This window comes from Paractinoplanes polyasparticus (genome assembly GCF_019710575.1).
Taxonomy (GTDB): domain Bacteria; phylum Actinomycetota; class Actinomycetes; order Mycobacteriales; family Micromonosporaceae; genus Actinoplanes; species Actinoplanes polyasparticus.
Genome location: NZ_JAHWFK010000050.1, coordinates 110,153 through 132,273, shown reverse-complemented (window position 1 = coordinate 132,273; position 22,121 = coordinate 110,153). Strand labels below are relative to the sequence as shown.

The window sequence follows — 22,121 nt, the reverse complement described above, 5'->3', positions numbered from 1 at the left end:
CCTCCTCGAAGAGGCGGGCAGCTTGCCAGCCCCTTCAGAAAGGGAAAGCCGATGTCTGTCGTCGACTCCCCGGCGACCCGGCGGCCGAACGACCCCGGCCGGTCGCAGCAGAACCGGACGCCCGGTCACGCCGCGCCGAAGCGCCGCCCCCGTGGCAGTGGCCGCACCCCGTGGCTGCTCGCCCTGCCCGCCCTCCTGCTGATCGCCGGCCTGCTGGGATACCCGCTGGTCCGAATGGTCGTCCTGTCCTTCCAGAACATGCGCCTGCGCGAGCTGCTCAGCGGGCGCACGCCCCCGTGGGTCGGCTTCGACCAGTACACCCGGGTGCTCAGCGACAACGTCTTCTGGGCCGTTGTCGGGCGTACGGTGGCCTTCACCTTCGTCTCGGTCCTGATCTCGGTTCTGGTCGGCCTGGGCATCGCGCTGCTGATGCGCCGGGTCAGCCGCGGTGTCCGGCTGTTCATGGTCGTCGCGATGATGTTCGTGTGGGCGCTGCCGCAGCTCGTCGCCGCCCAGATCTTCCGGTGGATGACCGACTCCGACTTCGGCGTCGTGAACTACCTGATCGATCTGCTGCCGGGCGTGGACTACCAGAACCACAGCTGGTTCGTGAACCCGTGGCAGGGCTGGAGCGTCATCACCACGCTGGTGGTCTGGGCGGGCATCCCGTTCCTGGCCATCACCCTCAACGCCGGCCTGACCCAGGTGCCCAAGGAGCTGCTCGAGGCGGCCACGGTCGACGGCGCCACCCCCTGGCAGGCGCTGCGCAACATCATCCTGCCGATCCTGAAGCCACTGATCATGATCGTCACCACGCTCTCGGTGATCTGGAACTTCGGCCTCTTCACGCAGGCCTGGGTGTTGCGTGACGGCCACCCGGAGCCTCAGTTCCAGACGCTCGCGACCTATTCGTACACGCAGGCCTTCGGCCAGTCCCGGTACAGCCTGGGCTCGGCCATCGCAGTGATCACGGTGCTGCTCATGCTCGGCGTGATGATCTTCTATATCCGGCAGATGTTCAGGATCGGAGAGGTGGACTGATGGTCGCCCCCGCAGCGAGTCCCGCCGCGCCCGCGCCGGCCTCCACCGTGCCGCTCAAGCGCCGCCGGGCCAAGGCCGACGACGGTGTCATCACCGTCGGGCGCAGCCGGGCCGGCACGATCCTGGCCAACGCGGCCGGGGTCGTCTTCTCGGTGCTCATGCTGTTCCCGGTCTACTGGGTGCTGAACACCGCGTTCAAGCCGGCCGACGAGGTGCTGGCGCTGGAGCCGACGTTCTGGCCGACCAGCCCGACGCTCGACAACTTCATCTCCGCCTTCAAGGCCCCGCTGTTCCTCAAGGACATGCTCAACGGCGTCATCGTCACCCTGCTGGCGGTGGCCGGCGCCCTGGTCGTGGGCTTCCTCGGGGCGCTGTCGATCGCGCGGTTCTCGTTCTACGGCCGCAAGGCGATCATCCTGGTCGTCCTGGTGGTGCAGCTGATCCCGTTCCTGTCGCTGCTGATCCCGCTGTTCCTCATGCTGCAGAGCGCGGACTTGACCAACAGTTTGATCGGTGTGAGCATCACCTACCTCGTGCTGATTTTGCCCTATACCGTCTGGACGCTTCGCGGCTTCATCTCCGGCATCCCCCGGGAGCTGGACGAGGCGGCGTTGATCGACGGCTGCACCCGGGCTCAGGTCTTCTGGCGCATCATCCTGCCGCTCACCGGCCCCGGTCTGGTGGCGACCAGTGTCTACGGGTTCATCCAGGCCTGGAACGAGTTCATCATCATCAACACGCTCAACAGCCCGGACAAGCAGAACCTGATGGCCTGGCTGCTGCAGAACCAGACAACGCGCGGTACCGCCTGGGGGCCCCTCATGGCCGGTGCGATCATCACCTCGATCCCTGTGGTGATCTTCTTCCTGATCATCCAGCGCAATATCGCGACCGGCCTCACCGCCGGCGCGGTCAAGGGATGATCAGGACTCAACACCAGTAAGGCACCAAAACAGCAAGCACTGAGGAGATGCTGTGACCGACATATTCCCGAAGCCCGAACTGGACCGTCGTACGCTGCTGCGTCGCGCGGCTGCCGTCGGTCTCCTGGCCACCCCCGCCGTGGGCATGCTGAGCGCCTGTGTCGGCAGCTCCGACGAGGGCACGCAGGACCAGGCCACCGGTACGAAGTCGGCGGACAACCCGCTCGGCATCGACCCCAAGGCCGGCGTCGAGATCGTTATCTTCAACGGCGGTCTGGGCACCGACTACGCCACCAAGGTGGACACCCCGCTGTTCAACAAGAAGTGGCCGGAAGCCAAGGTCACGTACTCCCAGACCGAAGAGATCTCGACGGTCATCCAGCCCCGGATCAACGGCGGCAACCCGCCGGACATGATCAACAACTCGGGCTCGAAGCTGATGGACTTCGGCGCGATCGTGAAGGCCGGCCAGGCGGCCGACCTGACCGACCTGTTCGCCGCGCCGTCGCTCGACATCCAGGGCAAGACCGTGGCCGACACCCTGGTGCCGGGCGCGATCGAGCAGGGCAGCTACGACGGCAAGCCGTTCGCGGTGAACTACTCGTACACCGTGTTCGGCCTCTGGTACAACGCGACGCTGTTCAAGAAGAACAGCTGGACCCCGCCGACCACGTGGGCCGAGTTCACCGCGCTGTGCGACAAGATGAAGGCCGCGGGCGTCGTGCCGTTCGGCTACGCGGGCGCCAACGCGTCGTACTACATGGTCCGGGCCATCCTGACCAGCGCCGGCAAGATCGGCACCGAGCAGGTTCTCAAGGACATCGACAACCTGAAGGAAGGCGCCTGGACCAACGACGCCATCAAGCAGGCAGCCGAGGCGTGGGCCGGCATCGGCAAGAACTACATCAACAAGACGTTCCTCGGCCTGCGTCACACCGAGGTCCAGCTCCAGCAGAACCAGGACAAGGTCGGGTTCTACCCGTGCGGCTCCTGGCTCGAGAACGAGCAGGCCAAGGACACCCCCAAGGGCTTCGAGTACGCGATCGCGGCGTACCCGAGCGTCACCGCCGCCGACAAGCTGCCGGCCACGGCGATCAACGCGGCCGCCGGTGAGATCTACTTCGCCGCGGCCAAGGGCAAGAACCCCCAGGGCGGCAAGGAATACCTGCGCACCATGCTCTCCAAGGAGGCGGCGCTGGAGTTCACGAAGCTCACCAAGTCGCTTACGGTGGTGGCGGGCGCGTCCGACGGCCAGACGATCTCCCCCGGACTGACCAGCGCGAACGACGCGGTGACCAAGGCCGGCAAGGACATCTTCATGGGCTACCTGTTCGACACCTGGTACAAGAAGCTCGACGACGAGTCCCGCGCCGCGGCCAACGACCTGATGTTCAAGGACTACGACGCGGCCAAGTTCTGCGAACGGATGGAGAAGGCGTCCCAGGCCGTGGCCAAGGACTCCGCCGTCACCAAGTTCACCCGCAGCTGATCAATCGGTAACTGATCCAAAGCACGAAGGCAGGACGGTAGACGCCATGCGGCACGGCAAGTATCCCTTCATCATCGGCTTCCTTGTCGTGCCGGTGGCGCTCTACGCGGTCTTCGTGGTCTGGGCCTACATCCAGGCGTTTTATCTGTCGGTCTACGAATGGTCGGGTCTCGGGCCGGTCGAGAACTTCGTCGGCCTGGAGAACTTCCGGAAGATGTGGGACGACACGACCTTCTGGCAGTCGATCAAGCACAACATCTTCCTGCTGGTCTTCCTGCCGCTCATCACCGTCGTCCTCGCCCTGGTGTTCGCGTTCCTGCTCAATGTGGGCGGCGGGCACAAGGGCGGGGTGACCCGCGGTGTCTGGGGCTCGAAGGTCTACCGGATCATCTTCTTCTTCCCGCAGCTGCTGGCGCTGGCCATCGTCGCGGTGATCTTCGGCCGGGTGTTCGGGCCGGACAAGAGCGGCATGATCAACGGCTTGTTCCCGGAGTCGTGGTCACCCTGGCTGTTCCTGGCCGACGAACGCTACGCGATGGGCTGCATCCTCGTCGTGCTGGTCTGGCAGGCGGTCGGCTTCTACGTCGTGCTGTTCTCGGCCGGCATGGGCAACATCCCGACCGAGGTGTACGAGGCGGCCGCGATCGACGGCGCCAGCCGGGTGACCCTGTTCTTCAAGATCACGATCCCGTTGCTGTGGAACACGGTGCAGGTCGCCTGGGTCTACCTCGGCATCGCCGCCTTCGACGCCTTCGCGCTGGTCAACATCATGACCGTCGACCGCGGCGGCCCCGACGGCGCGACCTCGGTGCTCAGCCTCATGATCTACCGCAACGCCTTCGAGTTCTCGCAGGCCGGCTACGCCTCCGCGCTGGGCGTGGTCCTCTTCTTCCTGACCCTGACCTTCGCCTGGGTGACCCTGTCGGCCACCCGGCGCGAATCCGTCGAAGCCTGAGCGGCGAGAGGCGAGACGATGACCACCATCACCAAGACTCCCGGCACCACGGCGCCCTCCGCGGGCCGCGCGCCGGAACCCAAGCGCGACCTCAAGATCGCCACCGGCCTCTCCCACGTCGCCCTGGTCGCGTGGGCCCTGATCACGGCCGGGCCGCTGCTCTGGGTGCTGCTCGCGTCGTTCAAGAGCAACACCGAGATCTTCCTGGGCAAGCCGTTCGCGCTGCCCAATCAGTTCTCGTTCAGCACGTACGCCAACGCGTGGAGCGACGCGCACATCGGCCGCTACTTCATCAACAGCGTCTTCGTGGTGCTGATCAGCACCGCCGGCACGATGCTGCTGGGCGCGATGGCCGCCTATGTGCTGGCCCGCTACAAGTTCCCGGGCAACCGCGCGATCTATTACCTGTTCGTCTCGGGCCTGGCGTTTCCGACATTCATGGCGCTGGCGCCGCTGTTCTACATCCTCAAGGGCATCGGCCTGCTGGGCTCGTTCACGGGCCTGATCCTGGTGTACATCGCCTACTCGCTGCCGTTCACGATCTTCTTCCTGGCCGCGTTCTTCAAGAGCCTGCCGTACGAGATCGAGGAGGCGGCCACGGTCGACGGCGCCTCCCACGTCCGCAAGTTCTTCCAGATCATGATGCCGATGGCCCGCTCCGGCCTGGTCAGCATCACGATCTTCAACATCGTCGGCCAGTGGAACCAGTACCTGCTGCCGGTGGTCATCATGAGCGGCCCCGGCGCCGACCAGAAACTGCTGCTCACCCAGGGCATCGCTCAGATCAGCGTCTCGGCCGGCTACCAGGCCGAGTGGTCCACCCTGTTCGCCGCCCTGGTCCTCACGATTCTCCCCATGATCATCGTGTACGCCATCTTCCAGCGTCAGATCCAGGCCGGCCTCACCGCCGGCGCCGTCAAGTAGGTCCTGATCCCCCGGCGTCCCTGCGCCGGGGGATCAGTCCGTTCTCAACGAGGTAGCCGCTGCACGCCGGCGCTGTTGGCGTAGAAGATCCAGCGCGAGTCACCCTGAATGTCGTGCGCCTGGTTGCCGCCGAAGTACACGGCGGGCCGGCCCACGAAGCGGATGGTGCAGTTCCTCCAGGTCGCCCGGTCGCACCAGGACCAGACGATGTTCGTGCCGTCGTGGGAGATCGAGGTCACGCGGCTGTTCGGCGAGGGCCGGTATCCGACGGTCGGGTTGAGGCCGGTCCGGCTGCGCACCACGCCGGTGCGCAGCCCGTAGTAGACGGTCGAATTCCGTACGTGCATCGCGCTGACCGTCCCCGTCGTCCGGGGGATCAGCCTGGTGCGGCCGGTGCCATTCAGATTCGTGCGGAAGATCTGCGTGTGCTGGGAGAAGTAGAGATGGCTGCCACCGATGCCGACGTGCCGCAGGCCGGCGCCCGTGAACAGCGTGGCCGGCGTGCCGCCGGTCACGGGCACCCGGCGTACCCCGCCGGTGTCCGCCCAGAAGAGATAGCGGCCGTCGGTGATCAGGTCCCGGGTGCCGATCGGTTCCGGTGAACTGATGGTCCTCGGGCCGGGCCCGGCGAACTGCCTGATCGAGGACCGGTTGGTCCGCCGATCGTTGACCACCACCCAGAAGCGGAATGCGTTGCCGGCCCGGGCGAAGGTCACGGCGCCGAGCCGATACCGTGCCGCGGGGACGGAGAAAAGCTGCCGTTCCTGGCCGGGGCGGGCCAGCTTCGACGTGCGGAGCACGACCGCACGGTCGCCGCGAACGGTCGTCCAGTACAGGTTGCCGGTGGACTGTGTGAGCCGGGTCGGGAGTCCGCCGGCGACGACAGCGGATGCCGGTGCTGCCGGGCGCGGGTCGTCCCAGGCCGGTTGTACGGGCGAGGCTGCGACCACGGCGGTGAGGGCCAGTGCGATGGGTGCTTGCAGAGCGGACATGGAGTCCTCCTTGTCGGAATGACTCCACGCTGTCGCTCGAGGTGGTGCCCCACATCGGGAGCGGCTCTTCAGAACCGGCCGTTGTGCTCTTCAGAATCGGGCGCCTGATGTCTACGGGCGAGCTCGGCCAGCTCGATGCGGTTGGTCGTGCCGGTCTTGCGCAGCATGTTCGAGATGTGGACGCCGATCGTCTTCTCGCTCAGCACAAGAATCTTGGCGATTTCTGCGTTGGTGCCGCCCGTGAGCAGGTGACCGAGAACCTCTCGTTCACGCACGGTCAGGCCGGGCAGGTCGGGTGGCGCCGGCGTCGGCCGCTCGGCCGGGGTCAGGTCGACCCGGGCGCTGCGGGCCATCCTTTCGATGTCGTCCCGGAGTTTCCCGGCAGCAAGGTCTTCCGCCAGCCGGTGGGCCCGGCGTAGTGCCTCGGGAACGTCGCGGTGGTTTCGCCGATCGCGCAGGGCGGCCTGGGCCATGCGCCAGCAGGCGTAGGCCTCGTCCCACGGTTGCCCTCCCTCATGGCAGGCATCGGCTGCTACGCGCCACAGGGACACTCCGGCTGGATCATGGGCCGCCCGGGCCGTTTCCGCGTCTGCCAGCGCCTGAAATGCGCGCCTTCGTTCCTCCGGCAGCACTGCTCCGAGGTCAGCGATCACTTCGGGATATCGGCGGCGGAACTCGCTGAGCCGCGCCAGGACCGGTGCGGGATCGCGCCCGGAGTCGATGCGGGCCTCGGCCAGATCGGCGAGGGCCCGCGCGGCTATCGGCAGCATGTCTTCGACCCACCCGTCGCGTTCCATGCTGCGGACAGCCGCGTTGAAGGCGCGCTCGGCATCGCCCGCAGCCAGGGCTATCAACGCCTTGACGTCATGGAACTGCAGTAGCGACATCTCGTCAGTGCGATGCACGGGGAAGATCTCTTCTGCGCGGGCGATGTGTCCCTCGGCTTCGGCCTGACGACCCTGCAGACACGCGAGACGGGCGGCGGTCACTCGGGCACGTGCGTCGCCACGCCGACCCGGACGTGCTCCGAGGGCGACCCGCAGCCGCTGCTGGCATCTCCTCCAGTCGCCCGCCCACATCAAGAGATCGGCCTCCCACGCGCACATCTCGGCAACATGGCTGTGGGGGGCTCGGCAGTTGGTCAACTCTTCAGCGCCGCGCCCGAAGATCTCGGCCGTCTCGCGATGGGATCCGCCACTCACGTTCGCCGCTGCGTATATCGCGAGTTTGAACAGGACGTAGCGGCGCAGTCGTATGGCGATCTGCCCGGCCTGTGCCGCTGCGGCCCGTGCGGCGTCCGGCCGGCCCTTCCTCAGCTCCGCGTATGCCGCGGCAACGAGTGCTTCGGCCAAGGCCTCGTCGTCGCCGCAGGTCTCGGCGAGCTTGATCGCCGCTGCGGCAACGGTCACCCCGTCCGGATCGTGCTCGAACATCATGCCCAAAGCCAACTCGGCGGTGGCAATCGCATGTTCGGGGCTGTTCGGAGACGAGGCGGTGATCTCGACCGCCGTGCGCCTGAGGCCTACGTCCGGACCGCTGTAACCCATCTCGAAACGCAGCGCGGCCCGCTCGGTCGTGAGGCGGCCCCGCAGAAGGTCATCCCCGTCCGGCGGTAACCGGACGACGAGTGCTTCGATCGCCTCGAGTTGATCCTGGTCCAGTCCCGCCTGTTCGGCGGCGGCGCGGACGCACTCCCAGAGTTCGGCTTCGGCGATGCCGGGATCCGTGATGTCGGCCCACAACGACAGGGCTCGGCGAAACAGTCGCAACCGTTCCGCGGGGCGAGCGGTCGACGCGGCGGCCCGCAGAGCCCATCGGAAAGCCGGTTCCGTCATCTCGGCCCAGGCATAGTGGTCGGCCAGGTCCACCGGCTCGGCGCCATCGAGGTTCGCCGCCCACGCGCCGTGCAGTTGCCGCTGTTGCTCGGGCAGAAGATCGGCGACCAACATCTCGGCGAGCAGCGGATGGGTGAACCAGAAGGTCTCGTCCGGGCGCACCTGCAGCACTTCAGCCGCGACGGCCTCCTCCAGCGCTGGAAGTGCCGGGCCCGCGAATCCCAGAGCGGGCAGCACGCGCGCCAGGTCGTCGTACGGCCGCGGTTTCCCGCCCACAGCGACGATCAGAGTCAGGTCGCGTGCTCGAGCCGACATCCTCCGCCACGGCTGGACGACGGCGTCCCGCAGGTCCGATGGGCGCCAGGGCGGCAGCCTGGTGCTGCTCGGATCGAGATTCCGGACGAGTAGTTCGGTCAGATACGGGTTCCCGTTGGTGCGCGTGTGCACGTCGTCGACGAGCCGCTCGTCGGGTGGGCGGCCGAAGATGCCGCCGACCTGCTCACCCGTCCGAGCTCGATCGAGCCGGTCGAGAACCAGCTCTCGGACACGAGGGAGACGCCGGACGTCCGCCAGCCAGCTGGACAGCCACTCGCCCTCAGCCCCGGCCCGGACGGTGGCGATCACCACGAGTCCGCGGTCCGGACGTCCGGCGATCACGTAGAGCAGGACGTCGAGGGTGCTGCGATCGGCCCACTGCAGGTCGTCGACGACGAGCACCATCGGACGGTCGGCAGTCGCCGTGTCCAACCACGCGTCAAAGACGGGGAGAGTGACGTCCTCAGCGAGACGGGCCCGTCGCAGCACCTCTCGCAGAGGCAGGAGCGGGGCGTTCATCGAGGTCAGCGGCAAGCATTGCGCCCACAGCGTCTCCACTCGGCTCTTCGCCGCGCGACACACTTCGGTGACCAGGGAGGTCTTGCCCACGCCCGGCTCGCCCCGCACCAGCAGCGTCGAGGCCGTCCCGGCCGTCGCGTCGCGGATGCAGCCCAGCACCATTGCGAGCTCCTCGGCCCGCCCGGCCAGCGCCACGCCCCGAGTTTCCCGCCGGCCCGGAACCGCGTCGAGGCTTCTGTCGGCTGTGTCACTCCTGGGCGGCCGGGAAGCGCTCAGCCTGGTGTGTCCGGGTCGTTCTGGTGGCGGCGCCACTGGGCCGGGGGGACGCCGAAGGCGCGGCGGAACGTGGCCGCGAAAGCCACGTCCGAGGTGTAGCCGACCCGCGCGGCGACTGCGGCCACGGTCAGGTGTTCGTTGCGAAGCAGGCGGCGGGCGTGGTGCAGGCGCAGGGCCTGCAGGTAACGCATCGGTGGCTCGCCCACGGTGCGGGTGAAGCGGGCGGCGAAGGCCGTCCGGGACAGACCGGCTGCGGCGGAGAGCGAAGCCAGCGTCCAAGGACGGGCCGGGTCGGTGTGCAGCGCGGCCAGCGCCGTGGCCAGCTGGGGATCGCGCAGGGCGGCGAGCCAGCCGGGATGCTCGGCCACCGGGCCCGGCTCGCGCAGCACGCGGGCGATCAGCGCGTCGGACAGGCGGGCCATCACGACGTCGCTGCCGGGGCCGGCGTCGAAGGCCTCCTGACGCAGCACCTCGACGTAGGGCGCCAGCCACGGTGGCGGGCGGCCGTCCACGCCGGGCACGAACAGCACCGGAGGCAGGCCGCGGAGCGCCGGGTGGTCGGGGTCGCCCGCTATGAAGGCGCCGCAGACGATCGTCGCCGTCGCCCGGGGGCCACCGCCGCGCAGGCGGGCGCCCGGGGTGCGGGTCGCCAGCTCGAAACCCGAGGTGGCGGTGGCCGCGCGGCCGGAGCGCAACTCGTGGTCGTCGCCGCGGGGCAGGATGACCGTGTCGCCGGCGGTCAGGGGCGTGACGGCGCCGTCGGCCAGCACGAGCTCGCACGACCCGGCGGCGATCAGGTGCACACCGCGCAGACCGGGGCGGTCGAAGACCAGGCGGAACGGCGCGCCCATCTCGATCCAGCGGTAGGCGGCGCTGGCGAAGCTGACCTCGCGCAGCACCGAGCCCAGGACGTCCGGTGTGGTCTTCGGGACGGACACTCATGGAGTGTCCCGCCGTTCGTTCCTAGCGTCGAGGCATGAGAGATGTGCTGGTGACAGGTTCGAGCGGGATCGGTGGCGCGGTGGCAGCCGCGCTGGGCGAGCGAGCGCTGACGGTCGGGCGGGGTGGCATGGTCCGGGCCGACCTCAGCCTGCTGAGCGAGACAGCCCGGGCCACGGACGAGGTGGCCGCCCGGCAGCCCAGCCTCTCCGCGATCGTTTGTTGCGCCGGGGTTTTCACGCTACGGGCCGAGCACACCGCGGAGGGGCTGGAGCGGGCTTTCGTGCTCAACTACCTCTCCCGCTACCTGCTCGTGCGCCGGCTGCTGCCGCTGCTGAGGCCGGGCGGCCGGGTGGTGCTGGTGGCGAGCGCCGGTCGCTACCGTGACACGCTCGGCCCGATGGACGACCTGAACCTGCGCCGGGGCGGCCGGGGCCTGCGGATCGCGGGCCGTACCCAGTTCGCGTGCGACCTGTTCGCCGTCGAACTGGCCGAACGGTCGCCGGAGGCCGCCGTGAGCTGCGTCTTTCCCGGACCGGTGAGGACCCGCGTCTTCCGGGACGCGACGGGCGTCCCGGCGCTGGTGCGGCTGCTGCTGGACGCGGTGCAGCGCCGGGTCGGCACCGACCCGGCGCGGGCGGCCGGCACGCCGGTGGCGCTGGCCGTGGACGGCCGCGAGCCGGGCTTCTACGGCCTGGGCTGCGTTCGCCTGCCGGTGCCCGAGCGGGTGGTCGCGGGACGGCGGCGGGAGCTGTGGGACGCGAGCGAAAACCTGGTGCGGAACTGGCTGCGTTAGCCCCAGACCTCCTCGGCGGTTTCGACGATCAGGGCCAGTTTGGCGACCTCTTCGTCGTAGGTGAGCGCGTTGCCCTCGACCGTGGAGGAGAAGCCGCACTGGGGGGAGAGGCACAGCTGCTCGAGGGGGACGTAGCGGGCGGCCTCGTCGATGCGGCGCTTCAGCTGGTCCTTGGATTCGAGGGAGCCCCGCTTGGTGGTGACCAGGCCCAGCACGACCTGTTTGCCCGGTGGGACGAAGCGCAGGGGGGCGAAGTCGCCGGAGCGCTCGTCGTCGTACTCGAGGAAGAAGCCGTCGACGGCCAGCTCGCTGAACAGGGCCTCGGCCACGAAGTCGTAGCCGCCCTCGGCCGTCCAGGACGAGCGGAAGTTGCCGCGGCACATGTGGGTGGTCACGGCCAGGCCCTCGGGACGGTCGGCGATGGCCGCGTTGATCTGGCGGATGTAGCGCAGGTGCTGGTGTTCGGCGTCGTCGCCCCGTTCGGTCAGCAGCCGGCGCTGGGCCGGGTCGTTGAGATAGGCCAGGCTGGTGTCGTCGAGCTGCAGGTAGCGGCAGCCCAGGCCGGCGACGCGGCGCACCTGTTCGGCGTACGCGGCGCTGAGGTCGGCCCAGAACTGCTCGTGGTCGGGGTAGACCGCCGGGTCGATCGCGGCCCGGCCGCCGCGGTAGTGGACCATGCTGGGCGACGGGATGGTCAGCTTGGCGGTGACGCCGTCGTCCACGACGGACTGGAGGAAGGCGAAGTCGTCGCCGAAGATCGTCTCGGTCAGCCGGATCGGGCCGTCGACGGCCAGCGCCGCCGACTCGAAGTCGATCTCGCCGTCGGCGTTGCGGAAGTGGACCTGGATCTTCTCGTCGGTGGGATGGATGCCGCCGAGGCGATAGATGAAATCCATGTGCCACGAGGTGCGGCGGAACTCGCCGTCGGTGGCCGAGCGCAGGCCCACGTCGCGCTGCATGCGCACGACATCGCGGATGGCCTCGCTCTCGGTGGCGCGCAGCTCGTCGGCGTCGATCTCGCCGGTGGCGCGCCGCTCGCGGGCCTCGAGCAGGCGGGCGGGGCGGAGCAGGCTGCCGACGTGGTCGGCCCGGAACGGTGGCGTCTCGCGCAACGTCATGACTTCACCGTAACTCCGGAAACGCTTCGCCGCGGTTGAGTCCATCGATAAGTTTCAGTGCGGCCGCCGGGCCGCCGTGGGTGTCGAGCCATCGGCTGACCCGGCACCCGGCCCGGGAGTAGACCTGCTGGTCGGCGCCGGCGGCGCTCAGCCAGGCCGGCAGCGTCGCGGGCAGCGGAGCGTCGTCGACCGGCCCGGCGCAGTGTTCGCCCAGGTAGCGGGGGTCGGCCGAGACGACGACGGCGAGACCCTCGTCGAACCACTGCGGCACCTCGGCGTCGAGCCGTTCGTGCAGCTCGACGTGGGACATCTCGTGGGAGGCGATGACGGCGTCGAGCCCGCGCGGCGAGAGCATGACGGCGCGGTTGAGGACCGCGATGCCCTTCTCGCCACCGCCGCCGACGCGGTCGTAGCAGTCGTCGGTGAAGCAGGCGACGAGCCGCGGATCGGATTCGCGACCGCCGTAGAACTCGGCGACGCGCCGGCGGGCGTCGGCCGCGAGGGTGGTCAGCTGATCTTTCTGCGCCGTGGTGAGACCACGCTCGCTCCAGAGGCCGTCGTGCACCCGCGTCAACCCGTAGCAGCCGGGGCAGGTGGTCGCAGCGGCCGACGGGTAGGCGAGGGCCAGGCCGCCGACGGCCACGGCGAGCAGGACGATCAGGCCGGCGGCGATCCAACGGAATCTCACCCGGTCAGTGTTGCGGGGGTGGCGCCGGGGCGCATCGGACCAGGGTCCTAGATCGGATCGGGACCGGCCGCGGGGCAGGCTAGGTTGGTCTTGTTTTGTTGCATCCCCTGCGGAGGACAGCCGTGCCCGAGATCTACACCGCCGACGCGGACCGTTACGCATCCATGGAGTACCGCCGCAGCGGCCGCTCGGGGCTGAAGTTGCCGGTGGTGTCGCTGGGGCTCTGGCACAACTTCGGCGACGACCGGCCGCTCGAGACCCAGCGGGCCATCCTTCGCCGCGCCTTCGACCTGGGCATCACCCACTTCGACCTGGCGAACAACTACGGACCGCCGTACGGCTCGGCCGAAGCCAACTTCGGGCGTGTGCTCGCCACGGACTTCGCCCCTTACCGCGACGAGCTCGTCATTTCCACCAAGGCCGGGTACGACATGTGGCCGGGCCCCTACGGCGACTGGGGCTCCCGCAAGTATCTGACCGCGTCGCTCGACCAGTCGCTGCAGCGGATGGGCCTGGACTACGTCGACATCTTCTATTCGCACCGGCACGACCCGGAGACGCCGATCGAGGAGACGATGGGCGCGCTGGCCGCCGCCGTCCGGTCGGGCAAGGCCCTGTACGCGGGCATCTCGTCCTATTCACCGGAGAAGACGGCCGAGGCCGCGGCCATCCTGCGCGAGCTCGGCACGCCCCTGCTGATCAGCCAGCCGTCGTACTCGATGTTGAACCGCTGGATCGAAGGCGGCCTGCTCGACCAGCTGGAGCGCGACGGCGCCGGCTGCATCGCGTTCTCGCCGCTGGCGCAGGGCATGCTCACCGACCGCTACCTCAAAGGCGTGCCCGAGGGTTCGCGCGCGACCGAGAACAAGTCGCTGACCCCGGACTGGATCAACGACGAGAACCTGGGCAAGGTCCGGTCGCTGAACGAGATCGCGCAGCGGCGGGGCCAGTCGCTGGCGCAGATGGCGATCGCCTGGGCGCTGCGCGACCCGCGGATGACCTCGGTCGTGCTCGGCGCGAGCAGCGTCACCCAGCTCGAGAACAACGTGGCGGCCCTGGGCCGGCTCGCCTTCACGGCCGACGAGCTGGCCGAGATCGACAAGTACGCCACCGAGTCGGGTATCAACCTGTGGGCCCGCTCGAGCGAATCCTAGGCCAGCAGGGCCTCGCGCATCTCGCGGCCGGGGTTGAAGCCGCCGACGACCTGCGGGGACGCGGCGTCGTAGATGTCGACGGTGTGGTTGCGGCGCATGAGCTCGCGGACCGGGCGGGGGAGCGGGGGCTCGTCGCTCATCGCACCCCGCAGGTCGCGGGCGGCGCCGATCAGCCGGTGGGCGAGGGCGGCGGCGTCGGTGTCGGGGCGGACGCGGGCGAACTCCCACCCGTCGATCGTGAGGTCGAGGATCTCGAGGATGTGGGCCAGCAGCGGGCCCGGGGCGGTCAGCCGGGTGGCCCGCTTGGCCTCGGCGCTGATCACCCCGGCGGCCGCACTGACCTGGATGTACGGGTGGAGGCGGCACGGCAGGGTGAAGAGCGGCCAGCGCAACTGACCCTGCGTGTCGCGCCACAGCGAGCGGTAGTCGGCGCGGTCGACGGCGAAGGCGTATCCGGTGCGGCGGGAGAGCTCGGCCGTCTGGGTCTGAAGATCGGCGTACGCGCTGTCGGCGAACTCGCGCAGGATCGCGGCCGCCGCGGCCACCCCCTCGTCGCCGGCGAGCAGGGGAACGACCGCTTCGGCCTGCTCGTGGAACGACCCCGGCAGGTGGGCGCCGAACCGCTCCCGTACGTCGTCGACGATCGCCTGACCAGCGGCGGGATCTTTCTGCCGCCCGGAACCGAGCCGGAACCACCGCATGTCGCCTCGCTCCCGGGGGTACGTGAAATCGCGGCAATGCTAGTCGATCCGCCGGGTTATCCGGGGGTGGCGGGGTACGAGAGTTCTGTGGGGGCGTGAGGCCCCCGTACGCGAAAGAAGGTTTGATCATGCAGAGTCGCCGCATCGGTGACGTGACGGTCGGCGCGATCGGGCTCGGCGGCATGCCGATGTCGATCGAGGGCCGGCCCGACGAGGAGCGGTCGATCCGCACGATCCACGCCGCGCTCGACGCGGGCATCACGCTGATCGACACCGCGGACGCCTATCACATCGGCGCCGACGAGGTCGGTCACAACGAGTCGCTGATCGCCCGGGCCCTGGCCACCTACGGCGGGGACACGTCGAGCGTGCTGGTCGCCACCAAGGGCGGCCACCTGCGCCCCGGCGACGGCAGCTGGACGCTGAACGGCTCGCCGGACTACCTGCGGCAGGCGTGCGAGGCGTCGCTCAAGCGGCTCGGCGTCGAGGCCATCGGGCTCTACCAGTACCACCGGCCCGACCCGCAGGTCGACTACGCCGACGCGATCGGCGCCATCCGCGACCTGCTCGACGCCGGCAAGATCCAGATGGCCGGCATTTCGAACGCCGACCCGGGCCAGATCCGCCAGGCGCAGGAGATCCTGGGCGGCCGGCTGGTTTCGGTGCAGAACCAGTTCTCGCCGGCGTTCCTCTCGTCCGAGCCCGAGCTGCGGCTCTGTGACGAGCTGGGCATCGCCTTCCTGCCGTGGTCGCCGCTCGGTGGCATCAGCAAGGCGTCCGAGCTGGGTGGTCACGCCGACCGGTTCGCCGCGGTGGCCGAGCGCCACGGGGTGAGCCCGCAGCGCGTCTGCCTGGCCTGGCACCTGGCCAAGTCACCTGTGGTGGTGCCGATTCCGGGGGCCAGCCGTCCGGAGACCATCCGCGACTCGGCCGAGGCGTCCGAGCTGAAGCTGACGGCGGACGACCTGGCCGAGCTCGGTATCTGACCGGTTACTTCTCGAAGCTCGCGTAGTACGTGGCAGCCATGTCCTCGTCGCCGTGGCCCTGCTCGGCAGCACGACGGAAGCGCTCGGCCCCGGCCTCGGCCAGGTCGAGGCGGACGCCGTGCTGCCGGCCGGCGTCGGCGATCAGGCGTGCGTCCTTCTCGGCCGTGGTCACCGCGAAACCGGGCGGGGACAACTTGCCGGCGCGGATCAGGCCGACCTTGGCCCGCAGGTAGCCGTTGTCGAGCGGGCCGCCCTCGATGAGCTGGAAGAACATGTCGGGATCGACCCCGAGGGCCTCGGCCAGCGCGACCGTCTCGGCGCCGGCGTGGGTGAGCGCCAGCACCCAGCTGTTGGCGACCAGCTTGAGGCGGGTCGCGGCGCCGGGCCGGTCGAGCCACACCGTACGGGCTCCGACTGCCTCGAAGACCGGGGTGACCTGGTCGCGGCGGGCGGCCGGACCGGCGGCGAGCACGGTGAGCTGCCCCGCCTCGGCCGGCTGGCGCGTTCCCAGCACGGGCGCGTCGAAGAAGGCGAGGCCGTGCTGCCCCGCCTCGGCCGCCAGCTGGTCGACGTCGGACAGGCTCACCGTCGTCGACTGGACCCACAGGGCGCCGGCCTTGACCGACGGGAAGGCCTCGCTCATCACCTCGCGGACGGCATTCCCGTCGTAGAGCATGGTGAGCACGACGTCGGCGTCCCGCACGGCCTCGGCCGGGTTCGGGGCGACCACGGCGCCGTCATCGGCGAGGGGCTCGGCCTTGGCGGCGCTGCGGTTCCAGACGCGGACGGTGTGCCCGGCCTTGATCAGATTTCGGGCCATCGCGGCGCCCATGATGCCGGTGCCCAGCACGCCCACGGTCAGTGTCTCGGTCATGGAACCCATCTTTCCCCCTCGAGCGGCGAAGATCCGCGCCGGAAAGTGTCGTACCCCCGGGACAGAATGACTGGGTGCTGACAGCGGTGGTGGCGGAGGCGGGCGGTCGAGGGGGCCGCCTGCAAGACCTGCGCGCCGACGGCACGGCCGCCGGGCCCGTCCGGCAGGTCGGCGACCTGGCGGGGGCGATCGGCGAACGGGAAGCCGCCGACCACCCTCGCTGGGTCTGGCCGGCCACGGCCGACATCTACCCGGGCCTGCTGCGAGCCGGGGTGCGGGTGGCCCGCTGCCACGATCTCGAGCTGACCGAGGCGCTGCTCTCCGGCCACGCCGGGCGTTGGGGCGAGCCGCGGTCGCCGGCTGCCGCCCATGCACGTCTGCACGGTCTGCCGGTTCCGGCTGACCCCCCACCCCGCATCGCTGAGCCGCCGGGGTTCGCCCAGGCTGCCTTGTTCGAGTCCGCGGGGTCGCCCGTGGCGGCGGTCGACATCGAGGTTGTGCGAGAGGTCTGTGCCGACCAGATCGCCCGCATGGCGCAGACCGAGCACCCCGGGCGGTTCCGGCTGCTGGTCGCGGCCGAGTCGGCCGGGGCGCTGGTCGGGGCCGAGATGGGGCACGTCGGTCTGCCCTGGCGGGCCGATCTGCACGACGAACTGCTGCGTGAGCTGCTCGGGCCGCCTCAGCCGGTCGGGCCGCCGCGCCGGCTGGCCGAGCTGACGGCCGAGATCAACGCCGCCTTCGGCGCCTGGGGGCTGCACCCCGACTCGCCGGCCGAGGTCGTGCGCGCCTTCGCCCGGGCCGGTATCGACATCCCCAACACGCGGGCCTGGGTGCTGAAGAACGTCGACCACCCGGCGGTGCGGCCCCTGCTCGAATACAAGGAGCTCTACCGCATCTGGACGGCGCACGGCTGGGCCTGGTGCGACTCCTGGGTCAGCCAGGGGCGGTTCCGGCCGGAATACGTGCCGGGCGGCGTGGTCAGCGGCCGCTGGGCCACCCGGGGCGGCGGCGCCCTGCAGGTGCCCAAGTCGGTGCGGCGGGCGGTGGTGGCCGACCCGGGGTGGCGCTTCGTGGTCGCCGACGCCGGCCAGGTCGAGCCGCGAGCGCTCGCGGCCGTCTCGGGTGATCGGCGGCTGGCCGCCGCGGCCGCGGCCGGCGATCTCTATGCCGCGCTCGCCACCGATTCGTTCGACGGCGACCGGGCCAAGGCCAAGGTCGCGCTGCTCGGCGCCATGTACGGGCAGACCGGCGGGGCCGCCATCCCCGCCCTGGCGGTGCTGCGCAAGCACTACCCGACGGCGTTCGAGTTCGTCGAGCAGGCCGCCCGGATCGGCGAGTCCGGTGGGCTGGTCCGCTCCTGGCTCGGCCGCACCTGCCCGCCGTCGTCCGCGTCCTGGCGCGATGCCGGTCTCGATCCACCCGAAGAGGCGGCGGAGCCCGTCGGCGCCTCGGGTCGCGCGCGGGGGCGCTTCACCCGCAACTTCGTCGTGCAGGCGACCGCCGCCGAGTGGGCTCTGGTGCTGCTCGCGACGCTGCGCACCGCGCTCGAGGGCAGCAAGGCCGAGATGGTGCTCTTCGTGCACGACGAGGTGGTCGTGCACTGCCCGGCTGAGGAGGCCGATCGCGTCGTGGCGGCCCTGCACGAGAGCGCGGTGACGGCCGGGCGTCTGCTGTTCGGCGACACCGCCGTGCGCTTCCCGCTCGATGTGGCCGTCGTCGACGCGTACGCGAAGGCGAAGTAGCGCCGCTCACGTCTCACCCATTGGCGGTGCGCGGGGCGGGGAAATGAAAATCGGGTAAGTTTGTTGGTCCGAGACGAGAGGCGCTGCAACGGGGTGACACCCGCCACGCTCGCTCGGTGGAAACCGACCAAGGGCGCCTCCGTTGTACCGGAGGTGGTCGGTGTGGAAAGAACTGTGGACAACACTCGCGCGGCACGCATCAGTGAGCTCAAGCGCCTGCTCGACGAGCGGATCCTGGTGCTCGACGGCGCCTGGGGCACGATGCTGCAGGGCGCCAAGCTCAAACCGGAGGACTACCGCGGCGAGCTGATCAGCCCCGATCACCCGCAGGACGTCACCGGCGACCCCGACCTGCTGATCCTCACCCGGCCCGACGTGATCCTCGACGTCCACCGGCAGTATCTGGCGGCCGGCGCCGACATCACCACCACCAACACGTTCACCGCGACGAGCATCGCCCAGGCCGACTACGGCCTGGAGTCGTACGTCAAGGAGATGAACATCCGCGGCGCGCAACTGGCCCGCCAGGCGGCCGACGAGGCCGGGGGCACCCGGTTCGTGGCCGGGTCGATCGGCCCGCTCAACGTGACGCTCTCGCTCTCGCCCAAGGTCGACGACCCGGCGTACCGCGCGGTCACGTTCGACCAGGTCAAGGCGGCCTACGCCGAGCAGATCGCGGCCCTGGCCGAGGGCGGCGTCGACCTGCTGCTGATCGAGACGATCTTCGACACGCTGAACGCCAAGGCCGCCGTCGCCGCCGCCCGCGAGGTCGCGCCCGAGCTGCCGCTGTGGATCTCGGTGACGATCGTCGACCTGTCCGGCCGCACGCTGAGCGGTCAGACGGTCGAGGCCTTCTGGCGCTCCATCGAGCGGGCCGAGCCGCTGATCGTGGGGGTCAACTGCGCGCTCGGCGCGACCGAGGCCCGCCCGCACGTGGCCGAACTGGCCCGCCTCTCCAACGTCTACGTGGCCGCGCACCCCAACGCGGGGCTTCCCAACGCGTTCGGCGGCTACGACGAGACCCCTGAGCAGACCGGCGCCCTCCTCGAGGAGTTCGCCGCGGCCGGCCTGGTCAACATCGTCGGCGGCTGCTGCGGCACGACCCCGGCGCATATCGGGCAAATCGCTTCGAGAGTTCAAGGCACGGCGCGGCGTGTGATCAATCCGCCCGCCGACACCACGCGGTTCAGCGGCCTCGAACCCTTCGCGATCGGTCCCGACACCGGCTTCGTCATGATCGGCGAGCGCACCAACGTCACCGGCTCGGCCAAGTTCCGCCGGCTGATCGAGGCCGACGACTTCCAGGGCGCCGTCGACGTGGCGCTCGACCAGGTGCGCGGCGGCGCCAACCTGCTCGACGTGAACATGGACGCCGACCTGCTCGACAGCGAGCAGGCGATGACGACCTTCCTCAACCTGATCGCCACCGAGCCCGAGGTGGCCCGGATCCCGGTCATGATCGACAGCTCGAAGTGGAGCGTGCTCGAAGCCGGCCTGAAGTGCGTGCAGGGCAAGGGCGTGGTCAACTCGATCAGCCTCAAGGAGGGCGAGGAGCCGTTCCTGGCCCAGGCCCGCCGCATCCGTGACTTCGGCGCCGGCGTGGTGGTGATGGCCTTCGACGAGCAGGGTCAGGCCGACACCCGGGACCGCAAGGTCGAGATCTGCGGCCGGGCGTACGACCTGCTGGTCAACGAGGCCGGCTTCGCCCCCGACGACATCATCTTCGACCCGAACGTGCTCGCCGTGGCCACCGGCATCGCCGAGCACAACGGGTACGCCAAGGCGTTCCTCGAGGCGCTCCCGCTGATCAAGGAGCGCTGCCCGGGCGCCCGCACCAGCGGCGGCATCTCCAACCTGTCGTTCTCGTTCCGCGGCAACGACATCGTGCGCGAGGCCATGCACTCGGCGTTCCTCTTCTACGCCGTCAAGGCCGGCCTCGACATGGGCATCGTCAACGCCGGTCAGCTCGCCGTCTACCAGGACATCCCGGCCGACCTGCTCGAGCTGGTCGAGGACGTGCTGTTCGACCGCCGCCCCGACGCGACCGACCGGCTGGTGACGTTCGCGTCGACCGTCACCGGCAAGGGCAAGCAGCGCGAGGTCGACCTGTCGTGGCGCGAGGCCCCGGTCGGCGAGCGTCTCTCGTACGCGCTGGTGCACGGCATCGTCGACTACATCGAGGCCGACACCGAGGAGGCCCGGCAGCAGAAGGCCCGGCCGCTCGAGGTGATCGAGGGCCCGCTGATGGACGGCATGAAGGTGGTCGGCGACCTCTTCGGCTCGGGCAAGATGTTCCTGCCCCAGGTGGTCAAGAGCGCCCGGGTCATGAAGCGCTCGGTGGCCTATCTCGAGCCGTTCATGGAGGCCGAGAAGGAGCAGGCGCGTCTCGAGGGCCGGATCGACACCGGCCGTGGCCAGGGCAAGGTCGTGCTGGCCACGGTCAAGGGCGACGTCCACGACATCGGCAAGAACATCGTCGGCGTGGTGCTGGGCTGCAACAACTACGAGGTGATCGACCTCGGCGTGATGGTGCCGGCCGCCAAGATCCTCGACACCGCGATCAGCGAGGGCGCCGATGTCGTCGGGCTGTCCGGCCTGATCACCCCGTCGCTCGACGAGATGGTCGCGGTCGGCGCCGAGATGCAGCGCCGCGGTCTCAAGCTGCCGCTGCTCATCGGCGGTGCGACCACGTCCAAGCAGCACACGGCCGTGCGCATCGCGCCGGCCTACGACGGCTCGACCGTCCACGTCCTCGACGCTTCGCGTGTTGTCGGTGTGGTCAGCGACCTGCTCGAGCCCTACCGGGCCGACCGGCTCGACACCGCCAACCGGGCCGACCAGGAGCGGCTGCGCGAACAGCACGCCAACCGGCGCGCGCAGACGCTGCTGACCGTCGAGCAGGCGCGGGCCAACCGCGAGAAGGTCGACTTCACCGACCTGCCCACGCCGACCTTCACCGGCGTCCGCGACGTGCGCCCGACCATCGCCGAGCTGCGCGAGATGATCGACTGGCAGTTCCTGTTCCTGGCCTGGGAACTCAAGGGCAAGTACCCGGCGATCCTCGAGCAGCCGGTCGCGCGCGAGCTGTTCGACGACGCCAACGAGCTGCTCGACCAGATCATCAAGGACGGCTCGTTCGAGGCGCGGGGACGCTACGCGTTCTGGCCGGCGCACAGCGAGGGCGACGACATCGTGCTCGGCAACGGCGTCACGTTCCCGATGCTGCGCCAGCAGACCGAGAAGCCGGCCGGCCGCGCGAACCGCTGCCTGGCCGACTACATCGCCCCGGCCGGCCACAACGACCACCTCGGTGGCTTCGCGGTCGCGATCCACGGCGCCGGCGACCTGGCCGCCCAGTACGAGGCCGAGAACGACGACTACCGCGCGATCATGGTGAAGGCGCTGGCCGACCGGCTGGCCGAGGCGTTCGCCGAGTACCTGCACCTGCAGGCCCGGCGCGAGTGGTTCGAGCCCGGCTCGCAGCCCGACCTGGCCGACCTGCACGCCGAGCGCTTCCGGGGCATCCGGCCCGCGCTGGGCTATCCGGCCAGCCCCGACCACAGCGAGAAGAAAGACCTCTTCGAGCTGCTGGGGACGGCCGAGATCGGGGTCGGGCTGACCGAGTCGTACGCGATGACGCCCGCCGCCGCGGTGAGCGGCCTGATCTTCGCCCACCCCGGGTCGCGCTACTTCACCGTCGGACGCCTCGGAAAGGACCAGGTCACCGACTACGCCCGGCGCCGTGGGATGCCGCTGGACGAAGTCGAGCGCTGGCTGCGTCCCAACCTGGCGTACGAGATCGGCTGAGTTGGCTACGTCCCCGTCCGGGCGCGCCGGGTCACGAGCTGAGGCAT

Annotated in this window: 17 protein-coding genes; 10 read left to right on the top strand and 7 right to left on the bottom strand. The window is 69.9% G+C overall.

Annotation, left to right across the window (positions count from 1 at the left end; genetic code table 11):
- Nucleotides 1-51 precede the first annotated feature (51 nt).
- Genes KXC43_RS40095 through KXC43_RS40075 form a run of 5 tightly spaced genes read left to right on the top strand, consistent with a single transcriptional unit; the run spans nucleotide 52 to nucleotide 5,332 of the window.
- The gene (locus KXC43_RS40095) at nucleotides 52-1,041 is read left to right on the top strand and encodes a carbohydrate ABC transporter permease (protein WP_221381476.1); all 990 of its coding nucleotides are present in this window, start codon (nucleotides 52-54) and stop codon (nucleotides 1,039-1,041) included.
- Entirely contained in the window at nucleotides 1,041-1,964 is a 924-nt protein-coding gene (locus KXC43_RS40090) for a carbohydrate ABC transporter permease (protein ID WP_221381475.1), read from the top strand. The genes KXC43_RS40095 and KXC43_RS40090 overlap by 1 nt, the downstream gene beginning before the upstream one ends.
- Before the next feature lie 52 nt (nucleotides 1,965-2,016).
- Nucleotides 2,017-3,453 carry an N-acetylglucosamine/diacetylchitobiose ABC transporter substrate-binding protein gene (ngcE, locus tag KXC43_RS40085; protein ID WP_221381474.1) on the top strand — a complete coding sequence of 479 codons (1,437 nt, stop codon included), beginning with the start codon at nucleotides 2,017-2,019 and terminating at the stop codon, nucleotides 3,451-3,453.
- A gap of 46 nt (nucleotides 3,454-3,499) precedes the next feature.
- Nucleotides 3,500-4,408, top strand: a complete 909-nt coding sequence (locus KXC43_RS40080; RefSeq protein WP_221381473.1) for a carbohydrate ABC transporter permease — start codon at nucleotides 3,500-3,502, stop codon at nucleotides 4,406-4,408.
- Nucleotides 4,409-4,426: 18 nt separating this feature from the next.
- A complete protein-coding gene (locus tag KXC43_RS40075) occupies nucleotides 4,427-5,332 on the top strand; it encodes a carbohydrate ABC transporter permease (RefSeq protein ID WP_221381472.1) in 906 nt (301 codons plus the stop codon).
- Between the two features lie 44 nt (nucleotides 5,333-5,376).
- Here KXC43_RS40075 and KXC43_RS40070 read toward each other — a convergent pair whose 3' ends face one another.
- From KXC43_RS40070 to KXC43_RS40060, 3 genes are all read right to left on the bottom strand, one after another.
- Entirely contained in the window at nucleotides 5,377-6,324 is a 948-nt protein-coding gene (locus tag KXC43_RS40070) for a hypothetical protein (protein ID WP_221381471.1), read from the bottom strand.
- Nucleotides 6,325-6,392: 68 nt separating this feature from the next.
- The gene (locus KXC43_RS52450; protein ID WP_221381470.1) at nucleotides 6,393-9,188 is read right to left on the bottom strand and encodes a helix-turn-helix transcriptional regulator; all 2,796 of its coding nucleotides are present in this window, start codon (nucleotides 9,186-9,188) and stop codon (nucleotides 6,393-6,395) included.
- Nucleotides 9,189-9,265: 77 nt separating this feature from the next.
- Nucleotides 9,266-10,207 (bottom strand): AraC family transcriptional regulator, encoded by a 942-nt coding sequence (locus KXC43_RS40060; protein ID WP_221381469.1) that lies wholly within the window; start codon nucleotides 10,205-10,207, stop codon nucleotides 9,266-9,268.
- A 38-nt stretch (nucleotides 10,208-10,245) separates the two neighbouring features.
- Between KXC43_RS40060 and KXC43_RS40055 the strand changes: the two genes are divergently transcribed.
- Entirely contained in the window at nucleotides 10,246-11,004 is a 759-nt protein-coding gene (locus tag KXC43_RS40055; RefSeq protein WP_221381468.1) for a Rossmann-fold NAD(P)-binding domain-containing protein, read from the top strand.
- On the opposite strand, the gene KXC43_RS40050 is transcribed toward KXC43_RS40055, so the two are convergent.
- Nucleotides 11,001-12,122 (bottom strand): 5-methyltetrahydropteroyltriglutamate--homocysteine S-methyltransferase, encoded by a 1,122-nt coding sequence (locus tag KXC43_RS40050; RefSeq protein WP_221381467.1) that lies wholly within the window; start codon nucleotides 12,120-12,122, stop codon nucleotides 11,001-11,003. The genes KXC43_RS40055 and KXC43_RS40050 overlap by 4 nt on opposite strands.
- A gap of 4 nt (nucleotides 12,123-12,126) precedes the next feature.
- Nucleotides 12,127-12,810: a hypothetical protein gene (locus KXC43_RS40045; protein WP_221381466.1), complete on the bottom strand. Its 684-nt coding sequence runs from the start codon at nucleotides 12,808-12,810 to the stop codon at nucleotides 12,127-12,129.
- A gap of 164 nt (nucleotides 12,811-12,974) precedes the next feature.
- Between KXC43_RS40045 and mgrA the strand changes: the two genes are divergently transcribed.
- Nucleotides 12,975-13,964 (top strand): L-glyceraldehyde 3-phosphate reductase, encoded by a 990-nt coding sequence (mgrA, locus tag KXC43_RS40040; RefSeq protein WP_438870943.1) that lies wholly within the window; start codon nucleotides 12,975-12,977, stop codon nucleotides 13,962-13,964.
- Here mgrA and KXC43_RS40035 read toward each other — a convergent pair.
- Nucleotides 13,961-14,665 carry a hypothetical protein gene (locus KXC43_RS40035; RefSeq protein WP_221381464.1) on the bottom strand — a complete coding sequence of 235 codons (705 nt, stop codon included), beginning with the start codon at nucleotides 14,663-14,665 and terminating at the stop codon, nucleotides 13,961-13,963. The genes mgrA and KXC43_RS40035 overlap by 4 nt on opposite strands.
- Before the next feature lie 128 nt (nucleotides 14,666-14,793).
- Between KXC43_RS40035 and KXC43_RS40030 the strand changes: the two genes are divergently transcribed.
- A complete protein-coding gene (locus tag KXC43_RS40030; protein WP_221381463.1) occupies nucleotides 14,794-15,651 on the top strand; it encodes an aldo/keto reductase in 858 nt (285 codons plus the stop codon).
- A 4-nt stretch (nucleotides 15,652-15,655) separates the two neighbouring features.
- On the opposite strand, the gene KXC43_RS40025 is transcribed toward KXC43_RS40030, so the two are convergent.
- Complete coding sequence (locus KXC43_RS40025; RefSeq protein ID WP_221381462.1) at nucleotides 15,656-16,525, bottom strand: NAD(P)-dependent oxidoreductase; 870 nt, start codon at nucleotides 16,523-16,525, stop codon at nucleotides 15,656-15,658.
- Between the two features lie 74 nt (nucleotides 16,526-16,599).
- Between KXC43_RS40025 and KXC43_RS40020 the strand changes: the two genes are divergently transcribed.
- Nucleotides 16,600-18,267 carry a bifunctional 3'-5' exonuclease/DNA polymerase gene (locus KXC43_RS40020; protein WP_308129480.1) on the top strand — a complete coding sequence of 556 codons (1,668 nt, stop codon included), beginning with the start codon at nucleotides 16,600-16,602 and terminating at the stop codon, nucleotides 18,265-18,267.
- Nucleotides 18,268-18,441: 174 nt separating this feature from the next.
- Nucleotides 18,442-22,074 carry a methionine synthase gene (gene metH, locus KXC43_RS40015; protein WP_221381491.1) on the top strand — a complete coding sequence of 1,211 codons (3,633 nt, stop codon included), beginning with the start codon at nucleotides 18,442-18,444 and terminating at the stop codon, nucleotides 22,072-22,074.
- Nucleotides 22,075-22,121 lie beyond the last annotated feature (47 nt).